Source organism: Arthrobacter sp. CAN_C5 (genome assembly GCF_017875735.1).
GTDB lineage: Bacteria > Actinomycetota > Actinomycetes > Actinomycetales > Micrococcaceae > Arthrobacter_D.
In genome coordinates this window covers 2329253-2341504 of the sequence record NZ_JAGGMZ010000001.1, presented here as the reverse complement: position 1 = coordinate 2341504, position 12252 = coordinate 2329253, and the positions used below count along the sequence as shown (strand labels likewise).

At 60.5% G+C, this 12252-nt stretch carries 11 protein-coding genes; 3 read left to right on the top strand and 8 right to left on the bottom strand.

Translation table 11 applies throughout. The annotated features are described in order from the left end of the window. Window positions 1–21: 21 nt before the first annotated feature. The 4 genes from H4V95_RS11035 to H4V95_RS11020 form a co-directional block, all read right to left on the bottom strand. Window positions 22–258: a dihydroxyacetone kinase subunit DhaK gene (locus tag H4V95_RS11035; RefSeq protein WP_209730482.1), complete on the bottom strand. Its 237-nt coding sequence runs from the start codon at window positions 256–258 to the stop codon at window positions 22–24. A 354-nt stretch (window positions 259–612) separates the two neighbouring features. Then, window positions 613–2058, bottom strand: a complete 1446-nt coding sequence (locus H4V95_RS11030) for an MFS transporter (protein ID WP_209730480.1) — start codon at window positions 2056–2058, stop codon at window positions 613–615. Window positions 2059–2468: 410 nt separating this feature from the next. After that, window positions 2469–3113, bottom strand: coding sequence for a TraM recognition domain-containing protein (locus H4V95_RS11025; RefSeq protein WP_312884011.1), 645 nt, complete (start codon window positions 3111–3113; stop codon window positions 2469–2471). Between the two features lie 154 nt (window positions 3114–3267). After that, window positions 3268–3990 carry a TetR/AcrR family transcriptional regulator C-terminal domain-containing protein gene (locus tag H4V95_RS11020; RefSeq protein WP_209730478.1) on the bottom strand — a complete coding sequence of 241 codons (723 nt, stop codon included), beginning with the start codon at window positions 3988–3990 and terminating at the stop codon, window positions 3268–3270. A gap of 85 nt (window positions 3991–4075) precedes the next feature. On the opposite strand from H4V95_RS11020, the gene H4V95_RS11015 reads away from it, so the two are divergent. The 3 genes from H4V95_RS11015 to H4V95_RS11005 all read left to right on the top strand — a co-directional run bounded on the left by H4V95_RS11015 (window position 4076) and on the right by H4V95_RS11005 (window position 6891). Beyond that, window positions 4076–4777: a DUF4386 domain-containing protein gene (locus H4V95_RS11015; protein WP_209730476.1), complete on the top strand. Its 702-nt coding sequence runs from the start codon at window positions 4076–4078 to the stop codon at window positions 4775–4777. Window positions 4778–5165: 388 nt separating this feature from the next. Next, window positions 5166–5576, top strand: coding sequence for a hypothetical protein (locus H4V95_RS11010; RefSeq protein ID WP_209730473.1), 411 nt, complete (start codon window positions 5166–5168; stop codon window positions 5574–5576). 601 nt (window positions 5577–6177) lie between these two features. Then, window positions 6178–6891, top strand: coding sequence for a TetR/AcrR family transcriptional regulator C-terminal domain-containing protein (locus H4V95_RS11005; protein WP_209730470.1), 714 nt, complete (start codon window positions 6178–6180; stop codon window positions 6889–6891). A gap of 1361 nt (window positions 6892–8252) precedes the next feature. Here the strand turns inward: H4V95_RS11005 and H4V95_RS11000 are convergent. The 4 genes from H4V95_RS11000 to H4V95_RS10985 form a co-directional block, all read right to left on the bottom strand. Then, window positions 8253–8924: a DAK2 domain-containing protein gene (locus tag H4V95_RS11000; protein WP_209730468.1), complete on the bottom strand. Its 672-nt coding sequence runs from the start codon at window positions 8922–8924 to the stop codon at window positions 8253–8255. A gap of 7 nt (window positions 8925–8931) precedes the next feature. Beyond that, on the bottom strand, window positions 8932–9933 hold the full coding sequence (locus tag H4V95_RS10995; protein ID WP_209730465.1) for a dihydroxyacetone kinase subunit DhaK: 1002 nt from the start codon (window positions 9931–9933) through the stop codon (window positions 8932–8934). A gap of 261 nt (window positions 9934–10194) precedes the next feature. After that, window positions 10195–10698, bottom strand: a complete 504-nt coding sequence (locus H4V95_RS10990; protein WP_209730462.1) for a universal stress protein — start codon at window positions 10696–10698, stop codon at window positions 10195–10197. A gap of 46 nt (window positions 10699–10744) precedes the next feature. Continuing rightward, window positions 10745–12190 (bottom strand): MFS transporter, encoded by a 1446-nt coding sequence (locus H4V95_RS10985; protein WP_209730460.1) that lies wholly within the window; start codon window positions 12188–12190, stop codon window positions 10745–10747. Window positions 12191–12252: the final 62 nt, after the last annotated feature.

Sequence of the window (12252 nt, the reverse complement as noted above, 5' to 3'; positions counted from 1 at the left end):
AAGCCAGCAAGCCGTTCTATATCAGGAGCCGACGAGCGATCGGGCGACGGTGATGCCGCGGCCATGGAGAACCTCGTGCATGCGGCGGGCGATAATGGACAGCCCTAATGGGTAAGTCCCGCCAAGACCGTTGACGATGGCAATGACCGGTTGCCCGCTTTTCAGGCCGAGCGAGTCGACAAGCGGAATGATGAGCTGTTCGGTGAGCTCGTCAGCAGCGGCGAACGGGAGCAGCCGATCACCACAACAGGCGACCACCCGAACCTGATGATCCGGCCCACGGAGCAGATTGGCAGGAACCGACTCAGACCCGGAATGCGTTCGTTCGCCCAAGGCTATGCGGGCGGGCCATGACCGGACAACCGCGGTTCCCAAGGCCGTGCTGAGGTTGTGATGCTGAGGGACCACTACCTTTTATGCAGCTTCTTGCAGGAAAGGTGGGGCTGGAAACTCCGTAGTGCGTTTCGGGCCCCACCTTCATGACCACACAGATTCATCCTGCTCAGATCCGCGCGTCCCGTGCGGCTCCGTCATAGGCGATCAAAAGCTGTGGGGTGGACATTATTTCTCCTTGTTGGTGTGTGGTTGGGTTGATGGGGTTGGTTGTTACGGCTATTTTTGGGCGGATGCAGCGGGGGATTCGGATTCGCTGATTCTGTGGTGTCCCGGGGTGCGCAGTGTCAGCGCGGCGAGGATGGCGCCGGCCAGGGCGATGACGGCTGCACCGATGAACGCCGAGGAGAATCCATTGGTTAGGGCTGCGGGGTCACCGAGCTGGTCAGCGCCGAAACCGGCTGCGACCGCGGTCATGGCCGCTAGTCCAAGTGCCGAGCCCACCTGATAACTGGTGTTCACGATGCCTGCAGCGAGTCCGCCTTCCTCAGGCCGCGCGCTGGAGATTGCCGTTCCCAGCGATGGTATGAATGCCAGAGACATGCCGAGGGCTGCAACTAGCGAGGCTGGCAGCACGTCAACCCAGAAGGATCCGTCCGGGCGGATCAGGGAGAGCCATCCCATTCCCACGGCCAGGACGGCGAGGCCGGTTACAATCATGTTCTTTGGTCCAAAGCGGTTCATCATCCGTGGTGCGAGGACAATCATTCCGATCATGATCACGATTGTCATCGGCAGTAGTGCTGCGCCGCTGGGGAAAGCGCTATAGCCAAGGACCTGCTGTAGGTACAGGTTGAGGAAGAACCACATGGGGATCCACGCCGCGCCGAGGAGCACCTGAGCTATATTTGCTGCGCCGAGATTGGAGGTGCGGAAAATTCCGAGCCGCATCAGGGGGTCTTTCAGCCGTGCTTGGAGACCCAGGAAGATACCGAGCAGTACGACGGCGCCGGCCAGGATGAGCCAGGTTTCGGCTGATCCCCAACCCACCTCGGGTGCGCGAACGATGGCGAAGACCGCGGCTCCGATTCCGGCGGTAACGGTGATTGCTCCCAGGAAGTCCACGGATCCTTTACCGGCCTTGCCCGCAGGCATCAGAGCTGGAGTCAGCGCCACGGCCAGGACCGCGATGGGGATATTGATGTAGAAGACCCACGGCCAGGAGGCGTATTCAGTGATGAGTCCACCAAGAAATACTCCTGCAGTTCCGCCCGCCGGTGCCGCCGCGCCGTAGATGGCCAATGCTTTCGTAAGCTGTTTCGGCTCTCCGCCGAAGAGCATCATTAGCAAAGTGAGCGCGGAAGGTGCGATTAAGGCCGATCCGAGGCCCTGAATGGCACGGCCTGCGAGTTCAACGGATACAGTGCCCGCGGCGCCGGCGACCACGGAACCGATGAGCAGAATTATCCACCCTGTGGCGAAGATTCGTCGTGCACCGAATAGATCTGAAAGTCGGCCGCCAAGTAACAGCAGCCCACCGAGGGCGACGACGTAGGCGTTGAAGACCCAGGACAGGTTTTCCTGGGAGAAACCGAGGTCCTCCTGCATCTTGGGCAAGGCCACGCCGATGATTGAGGTGTCCATGATGACCATGAACTGTGCGGTGGCTATCAGTGCGAGGGCGAACCATCTGCGTGTAGCCGACGGCTGCTGCAGAATAGACATTTTTACTCCTAGGGGGTTGGGGTATTTACGGCATCTGACTTCACCTTTCGGGAGCCGGGAACCGCGGAATGAAGTTGTTAGGTTCAGATTGGAATTGAGGCATGGTGTGAAGAGAACTGCCTCAATGGTTTCTGTGCAACCAGGGGTTGCACAGAGACCGTGCAGCAAAACAACACTATACCCCACGGGGGTATGGTAAGCGAGGTGTTGAGAGAATAATATTTCCCGGAGTGTGATTGTCCCGGACGTGTTCCGGCGTCAGGTGAGGTGGGCACTGACTTCGGGTTCGTTTCGGAGAGTGCTGCAGGCGCACCCTCCGCAGGGGCATATGCTGAGTCTGCCGGATTAGCATCAGCCGGTGCTTGGCCCGGCGCGGAGAGGTCAGCAAACGTATCTATCTCAGTCATGGGCTACTTATCTCCATTCGCGGCATAGATCCGGGAATTCTCTGGTGGATCATCTTTACGGGCCGGCGCGTTCAGGGCTATCGAGGCTTCTACGGCCTCTTTGTGTTTGCCATTGAGCAAGGGCCGGGTTTTGAGCAGTGTCGCGGGAGCGCCGGAAGCCAGCACCACTGCGCGGCCACGGTCGCGTGCTGCAAGGTTCGACACATCAAAAATTCGCTCCTTCCATTCTTGCCGTGAGCGGCTCGCACCGTTCTTACCGTTGGAGCGCGAAACAGTGGTGTAGCTGTAATCGCCAATCAGGTCAGAGAGAGCACGCAAAAAACCATCTTTGGTTACACCGCCGCCGCACACCCTTGACGTTGGCCGCTGACAGATTTTGCGCATGTTGTCCTCGTTCCAGAGTTGCACACCCTGTGACCAGGACTGCAAGACCACCATGACGATGATCCTGCGAGAGCCGCAGTGGCTGAACTGATCGAGGAGGCCAGCCCGCCGGGCCACGTTCGCTAGCTCGTCCAACGCCATCAACGCGAAAACGTCCATCCGACCGCCGAGCCGTTCGGCGCGTTGTTCCATAGCTTCTGCCAGGGCCACGGTGAGAGCCGTCGTCTGCGGCGCAGCGCTTCCGGCACCTTCCTGGGACGGCACGTAGGCCGTTCCTTACCGACAGCGAACTTACGCAGGTCGAACTGCACCCAGTGATCCTTGGCGGCTGTCGCCCCCGCCGCTGGGAGTAATCCATTGCAGCATGAGCTCGCCGAAACGCGCCCCAAGCGTCACACCCAGAAATACGCCGTGTCCGTCATCGGCCGCTCTTGATCAACACTCCTGATGGCTGCCGATCCCGGGGGCGTCGTTCGGGCCATCCTTCGAGGCCGTCGAGGAGGAGCTCGAGGCCGAGCGGGAACTCGTCGCCATAGGAATAGCCCGGCTGAAGTACATGCTCCGCCGTCAGCTCGGCGAGATACGGGTGCTCGTTGACGGGAAGTTGGGCGAGCATGACGTGCGCCATCGCAGCCGTCTCTTCCTCAGTGTGAAACGGCAGGTTCTTCTCCTGCATCGCGAATCCGTAGATGTAACTATCTAATGCCGAGACCGCATGGGCTGCCATAGTCAAAGAAAACCCGCCGTTCCGGAGCGTGCCGATGACACGGTCATGATGCCGGAGGGTGGCTGGCCCCGGGCTGGTCCCGGAGTCCTTCAATGCGGTGGCCCAAGGGTGGCGTGACAGCGTGTCGCGGAACGAGACCGATCGCTTGCGTATCGCCGTCTTCCAATCGTCACTGTGCAAGGGCAGTTCGATCTCGTCGAACACGGCATCGACCATGGCGTTGAACAGGTCTTCCTTATTAGCGACGTGGTTGTAAAGCGACATCGCCTCCACCCCGAGTTCTTCCCCGAGCCTGCGCATCGTCAATGATTCGATACCCGAGTCATCGGCAAGCGCGATTGCTGCGCTCAGCACTAGCTCCCGGTTCAGGCGGCCGCGTGAAGCTGGGCCAGTATTGCTCGATCGCCTCGTCATAATCTCTCCGTCTGGAATTATTGACAACCTTACCACGTAGACGTATGGTACTTACATCATCAGCTTACAACGTAAGGATACGAAAGTGAACCGCACTTCGCTCTACTCGAGCAAGACCAACGTCCTGCAACGCCCGATGAACTTCACCACCTGGTCGCCACGAACTGCGGCGATTGTGGCAGGACTCGGACTCGCGATCATGGCGGTGCTTGCTGGTTTCGCGAACTTTGGCGCGATTGTCCCCTTGATCGCACGCGGTGACCCCGACCAGACCGCGCTTAACATCTCCGGCGCCCCACTGCTGTTCTTCGTGGGTGTCGGCGGCTTTTTCATCGTGGCCCTGCTCGACATCATCGTGGCGGGGGCAATGTACACACTGTTCAAACCGGTGAACCGTCGGGTCTCGGCGGCGGCCGCCTGGATGAGATCCGTTTACGCGGTCTTGTTAGTGGTTGCCCTCAGTCAACTCTTGATCGGGTTCTCGCTCCTCGGCGATCCCGAAGCCGCCCTCCCGGTGCTGGAGTCGTTCAACACCATCTGGGTCATCAGCCAGGGCCTGTTCGGCATCTCCCTCCTGCTCGTCGGCTATCTGGCCTTCCGATCGGGTTTCGTGCCAAAGGTCTTCGGTATTCTGCTCGCCATCGCAGGCATCGGATACCTGGCCGATGCCGTCGGTATGGCCTTCATTCCGGACTTCTCCGCCGTTTTCGCCCAGTTCATGTTTGTGGGTGAGGTTGTGATCATCTTCTGGCTGCTCATCGCAGGCCGCCGACTCCCAGCCAACTGAACGGTCGACCGCGAAGGAGTGGACCATGGACAATCCCGTTCTCACAAGCCCCGGCATCCAGGACACCAAGCGGGCCAGGATGTCCCGCCGCTGCGGCGGCCCTCGCACTGATCGACGGAAAACTCCCCGGGCCCTACACTTCCCCTGACTTAGGACAACAGTATGCAGGCACTCACCAGCCGCACCGACGGCACCTCAGAAGTCGGCAACGGTGAAGAGGCCGATACATCGGTCCCCAGGAACGGGGAGGTATCGATCCGCAACTACAACCCTTGTCTTTGCACAGGTGGAAGTGCTGGCAGGATGAGAGCATCCGCCGGTGTCGCTCCAGGAGATCTCATGCTGTCACCGATGCAATCCACCCTCGAGACTTCCACGGGTTGCTGCCGTGCTCTCCCATAAAGTCTCCGGCTTCCGGGTCGCCGCCGGCATCATTTCCATGCTTACATCCCTATGGGTCGGACTGATAGCGCTACTCCTGAGCGTTTCGGTTGGAGTCGAATTCTCCGTCACCTACCTCGGCGCGATAATGGCAAGCGCTGCTTTGGGAATGCTCATCTTCGGCATAATGGTCCTTGCATCCGCCAGGACTCGCAAGCCCCTCGTGCCGCGCCTGCTACTAGCCACTGCCGGGGTGACAGCTGCTGCCTCGGTGATCGCACCGCTTGTCGGGGCGAGCAACCTCCAGCTCACCATCGCCGCCACTATCTCTGTACTGCCTCTGGCGATCCTGGCGATCCTGGCGATGCGGGAGCGGCCGGGCAGCGCCAAGACATCCCATGCTGAGGACAGGACGTAGTCACCAGCTACGCATTCTCCGATCAGGCCCACCGGGGGTCAGCCGTCGGTGCTGTTTTCCTTTCCAACAGTGACAAAACGCCGTTTCCGGGTTTTCAAGATAATGCGCTCAGCCACCAGAGTCCCGTTACGACCCAGCGCACGTTGATCCGTTGATGGTTCCGCGGTGAACCGGCCCGGGATGCTCCTATAGTTGCATCCCTGGGCTTGACAGCGGAGTCCTGGCGTCGTGATCCAGGGAGCGTCAGCTCGTCCCTTACGGCCTTCGGCAGAGCCAAGTTTTGTTGACGTGCGGAAGCAGTAGATAGAGCGCCATTGCTATGAACAGCAGCAGCGTCGGTTGGTTCAAGCCAAGCGTTTTTGAGATTGCACGATGTCATCCTGGATAGGTGCGAGAAGCGGTTGTCACGAGACTGGTCGTCCTGCACGCAGTCGGTGCGGGTGGCTGAGGTGACGACGGGGTGGTCGTTACATCACAGTTCGAGCTCGTGCTTGATTCCCGGACCTCACCAAACGATTACTTACACTGTAAATGTACGCTGTAGGGATCTATTTGGACGTTGTAAGCTTGTCAGTTCAGGTAACGGGAAGAGGAGAACACGATGTCCCAGAAGGTGCCCGATGTGGACCGCCGGATCAGGCTGAGCCGGGACCGGGTGCTCGAGGCGGCCATTGCATTGGCTGACGAGGGTGGTATCGAACGGCTCACGATGCGCCGGCTCGGGGAAGAGCTGGGTGTGGAGGCCATGTCCCTCTACAACCACGTCGCCAATAAAGAGGACTTGCTCAACGGTATGATTGACGCGCTTTTCGCGGAAATTGTGCTTCCCCCGCATGACGAGCCGTGGAAGGCCGCCCTACGGAAGCGGTCTGTTTCGGTTCGTGAGGTGCTTCTCAGCCACCCATGGGCGAACGGGCTGATGGATTCGGGATCTAGTCCCGGTCCGGCGACTCTGCGGCACCACGACCGGGTCTTGGGTACTTTCCGGAACGGCGGGTTTTCTTTGACCATGACGGCCCATGCGGTCTCCGCGCTGGATAGTTATGTCTACGGATTCGCCAAGCAGGAAAAAGCTTTGCCGTTCGATACCGGGGAACAGGCCGCGGCGATGGCGCAGATGCTGCTCGCCCAACTATCCGCCGCCGATTACCCGTACCTTTTCGAACTGATGTCCAAGCACGTGCTTCAGCCCGGTTACAGCTACTCGAAGGAGTTCGTTTTTGGCCTCGACCTGGTCCTGAACGCACTGGAGAAAGCACGCAACGAGGATGCGGCCCCCCTCGGGGATCCGGACAGGCTCCCCGGAGGAGACTGAACTAAGCCGTTCCGGCAGGAGACCCCATCGGGTTAGGGGAGTGCCACGCTTAGGCCGATCGGTGATCTTATACGATTCGCTTCGTTCTATGGACTGTTCCTAAGGAGCGCTGGCTACTGGCGGTAGTGCGGGACCAGCGCGGTCTGGGCGACGTTCGTTGGCCAGTCTCAGCCCTTGGATAGTGGCGGAGAAGTCGTTGAACGACCTGCACATCCAATTGAGTGCGTCGAGGTCGTCCCTGTCCAACGCCGGGTCCTGGCAAACCCGTTCGAACGCCGCTGCGGCATCATTGAGGCAGTCAGTCACTGATTGAAGAACTCCAAGGTACCGGCCATTATCGTTGTCCTGCGTCACGTGGGTGCCTTTCCTAATTCGAATGAGTCGGTCTCTTGCAGGTGTCGTGAAGGCACTGCAAGTATTGGGGTGGAACTTCTGCGGTTACTTTTCGGGTGACAAGCTACGGGGCGTGCGGTGGTTCGGTTCCTGGGTGCTGGCGTCGTCGGAGTTGCGCTGTCCGAGATCTTCGCCAGTTCGCGGTGTCTCTCGCCCCAATCGGCGTAGCCTGGTCCCGGTCCACCTGCGTACATCCATTGGTTGCGGACAGGCTGGAGGACTGTTTAAGACGGGGGCGTCGCGGCACGCCTGTAGGTAGCCATGGGAGAGACTGTCATTATCGGGCCAGGGTGATCTTTTCTGGATTCTTTGGAGAAGCGGGATCTGCTTGAATCCTTTTCAAGGTCCGGTCGATGGCGGCGGCCCGGTGAGTTGTGATGACTGGTTGTAAGGCACGGAGTGCACGCCGAAGGAGATGGGCAAAAGTGGATTGTTTGCGCATTGGGTCGGGGGTGCCAGCCCGTCGGCGCTCGGCGTTGCGTCGGTGCTCGACCGCAGCCAGAAGTCGTGCCTGCTCCGAATTATGGAGGAGCAAGAAGTATTCGGGAGGGTGGTTCAGCATGCCTTGTCCTTCTGATCAATCACGAGATGGTGGAAAGCGCTCAGGCGGGGGTGTCCTGCCGGGTTGAGGGGCTGCCGGACAGGCGGGTGCTCACCGGCGCAGGAGATCGGGGGACTGTTTTTCTCCCCTCCACCGATCCTGATGGGGCCGTCGAAGTCCACGCGGCTAGACGAAGGCTGCAGGGCGTCCCTGCGTCCCCGCCGACGTGATTTTGGCCGGCCGTCCCTGCCCAATGCCAACTCGAAAGCCGCTGCCGCTTCTGCTGCGCGGACGAACCCGGCCAGGAGGGCGTGGTCAGGTCCCGTGTCGGTGCGGCCTCGGTACTTGGTTGCGTGTGGTCCTGATCTGCATTCAGCTGGTGCGAGAGTGGCAGGCCCCGAAGGGGCCCGCCACTCTGGGCGGGGGATCAACGCTTAACGGTGTTCACGCCGAGATCCTGCCACTGCTGGGGAGATCCAGCCGCAGTTGCTCCTGCCTCAAAAAAAAGCGCAATGGTGACGGCGCCCGGATCGAGCACTCCCCGGGCGAGTTCGCCGACGTAACTTGCTCGTCCGCGGCGGGCAATCAGATCCCCAGTGCTGAGCGCACCTGTACGGCTGGCGCGGGCCGCGTTCTCAAGTGCTGCGGGGACAGACAGGTTCAGGGCAGCCGCCTCACTAAGGGCTTCCGATGCTGGCGCAAGGGCATCGATCATGGTGTTGTCGCCGACTTTGGCTCCACCGAGGCTCTGGATTGCGCCGAGCCCACCGGCCACACCCCCAGCAAGCTCAGGCAAGACCGCGGAGTTGTGGCCGGCACGCGCGATGCTACGGAACCACATCCCGAACAGGGGGCCGCTAGTTCCGCCGGTTCGCAGAAATCCCTCAGATGCGGCGCTGAACACGGTGCGGTAGGTAGCATCAGCGGTGGACGGGAGGACGTCGCTGACACGGCGGAGCGCGGAGGCGATATTGGTGCCGAAGTCACCGTCTCCAGCAAGGCGGTCCAGCTCGGTGAGCCGCTGCTGGGCGTTTGCGAATATGCGGGTGAACTCGTTGATCCAGTCCCGGGCAGTGGTTCCGTCAATGGTGGTGGTCATGATTTCCTTACCAAGTCAAAGTGGGGGTGCGGACGGGTGCATCCCAGCCCGCGATGATGTTGTCATCGACCGCGGTGAGGGTGATGGAGACTCCATGCATGTCCAGGCTGGTCACGTAGGACCCGACGAGTGATCGGGCGACGGTGATGCCGCGGCCACGGAGAACTTCGTGCATGTGGCGGGCGATAATGGACAGCTCTAATGGGTAAGTCCCGCCAAGACCGTTGACGATGGCAATGACTGGTTGCCCGCTTTTCAGGCCGAGCGAGTCGACAAGCGGAATGATGAGCTGTTCGGTGAGCTCGTCAGCAGCGGCGAACGGAACCCGCCCGGTTCCGCGTTCACCGTGGATGCCAACCCCGAATTCTACTTCGTGCGCGTTCAAGGTGAAGGCGGGACTGGTGTTACCGGGATGGGTGCAGCCGTCAAGGGTGAGCGCGAGCGTGCGGGAGCGTGTAACAATGTCGCGGCCAGCGGCGGTGACGGTGGATAGGTCAGCGCCCTGCTCGGCGAGGGCCCCGCAGATCTTCTCGACGGTGATCACGGCTGCGGTACCGCGGCGTCCAGGGCCGCCATTATCACTGTCGGAGGCGAGATCGTCATCGACGATGACGCTCTCGACGACGGTTCCGTTATCGGAGGCCAGCTCGGCTGCGATTTGAAAGTTGAGGACATCGCCCGTGTAGTTCTTCACAATTTGCAGGACGCCAACCCCCTTATCGGCCAGGGTGGTTCCTGCTTGGACTTGAAGGGCGGTGGGGCTGGCGAAGACGGCACCGGCGACGGCGACGTCGAGCATCCCTTTGCCCACGAATCCGGCGTGCAGCGGTTCGTGGCCCGATCCACCCCCCGAGACCAGTCCGACCTTGCCGAAAGTGGGTTGTGCTCGACTGATCAGTGACGTCGCTGCGTCGTGGGTGATGAGGTCGGGGTAGGTGGCTGCGAGACCTTCAAGGGCTTCGCTGATGACGTTGTCGCGCTGATTGATGAACTGTCGGTTCGTGGGCATCGTCGTTCTCCTGTCGGTTGTAGGTGAGTGAGTGAAGGGTGTGGTTAGGAATTGTTTGCGGCCGATGCGACTTGGGTGCTCACGGCCGTGCCGATGTTGTGATGCTGAGGGATCACTACGTTCAATGTGCAATGCAGCGTCTTGAAGGAAAGGTGGGGCCGGAAACTCCGTAGTGCGTTTCGGGCCCCACCTTCATGACCACACACAGACTTATCCTGCTCAGACCCGCGCGTCCCCTGCGGCTGCTTGCCCTTATGTGGATTAGACCGAGTGGCGGGCCGTTTCCGTAAGCCCGGCTCGGCGGGCTGATGCGACCGAGTCGGAGGGAATCACCAGGGTCGGCCGCGTCGCGTGGTGCAGGACGCTAGCTGAGGTGCTTCCGAGAAGTGTGGCCTTGAATCCGCGGCGTCCTCTGGAGCCGACAATGATCAGATCGGCATCAACTTCCTCGGCTGTGTCGACAATGGCTTCCGAGGCTGTCGACATCGTCGATGAAACTCTTGGTTCTGAGTTAAAACCGAGCTCGCGGGCTAGCTGCGCGCCTTCGTCTGCTATCCGTTCTGATACGTCCAACGTGGCGGCGTCTAATCCGGCAAGTTCCTCCAGAGCGGGGTGTCCTTCAAGATGGGCTGCGAAGCCTTCTAGCGGCTGGCGTGCATAGAGCACAACCGCGGAAGCTCCGGGGAACATGGTGGCGGCGGTCCGCAGGGCACTCTGGGCGTCGATTGAGCCGTCATAGGCGATCAAAAGCTGTAGGGTGGACATTTTTTCTCCTTGTTGGTGTGTGGTTGGGTTGATGGGGTTGTTATGGCTATTTTTGGGTGGATGCGGCGGGGGATTCGGATTCGCTGAGTGTGCGGTGGCCAGGGGTGCGCAGTGTCAGCGCGGCGAGGATGGCGCCGGCCAGGGCGATGACGGCTGCACCGATGAACGCCGAGGAGAATCCATTGGTTAGGGCTGCGGGGTCACCGAGCTGGTCAGCGCCGAAACCGGCTGCGACCGCGGTCATGGCCGCTAGTCCAAGTGCCGAGCCCACCTGATAACTGGTGTTCACGATGCCTGCAGCGAGTCCGCCTTCCTCAGGCCGCGCGCTGGAGATTGCCGTTCCCAGCGATGGTATGAATGCCAGAGACATGCCGAGGGCTGCAACTAGCGAGGCTGGCAGCACGTCAACCCAGAAGGATCCGTCCGGGCGGATCAGGGAGAGCCATCCCATTCCCACGGCCAGGACGGCGAGGCCGGTTACAATCATGTTCTTTGGTCCAAAGCGGTTCATCATCCGTGGTGCGAGGACAATCATTCCGATCATGATCACGATTGTCATCGGCAGTAGTGCTGCGCCGCTGGGGAAAGCGCTATAGCCAAGGACCTGCTGTAGGTACAGGTTGAGGAAGAACCACATGGGGATCCACGCCGCGCCGAGGAGCACCTGAGCTATATTTGCTGCGCCGAGATTGGAGGTGCGGAAAATTCCGAGCCGCATCAGGGGGTCTTTCAGCCGTGCTTGGAGACCCAGGAAGATACCGAGCAGTACGACGGCGCCGGCCAGGATGAGCCAGGTTTCGGCTGATCCCCAACCCACCTCGGGTGCGCGAACGATGGCGAAGACCGCGGCTCCGATTCCGGCGGTAACGGTGATTGCTCCCAGGAAGTCCACGGATCCTTTACCGGCCTTGCCCGCAGGCATCAGAGCTGGAGTCAGCGCCACGGCCAGGACCGCGATGGGGATATTGATGTAGAAGACCCACGGCCAGGAGGCGTATTCAGTGATGAGTCCACCAAGAAATACTCCTGCAGTTCCGCCCGCCGGTGCCGCCGCGCCGTAGATGGCCAATGCTTTCGTAAGCTGTTTCGGCTCTCCGCCGAAGAGCATCATTAGCAAAGTGAGCGCGGAAGGTGCGATTAAGGCCGATCCGAGGCCCTGAATGGCACGGCCTGCGAGTTCAACGGATACAGTGCCCGCGGCGCCGGCGACCACGGAACCGATGAGCAGAATTATCCACCCTGTGGCGAAGATTCGTCGTGCACCGAATAGATCTGAAAGTCGGCCGCCAAGTAACAGCAGCCCACCGAGGGCGACGACGTAGGCGTTGAAGACCCAGGACAGGTTTTCCTGGGAGAAACCGAGGTCCTCCTGCATCTTGGGCAAGGCCACGCCGATGATTGAGGTGTCCATGATGACCATGAACTGTGCGGTGGCTATCAGTGCGAGGGCGAACCATCTGCGTGTAGCCGACGGCTGCTGCAGAATAGACATTTTTACTCCTAGGGGGTTGGGGTATTTACGGCATCTGACTTCACCTTTCGGGAGCCGGGAAC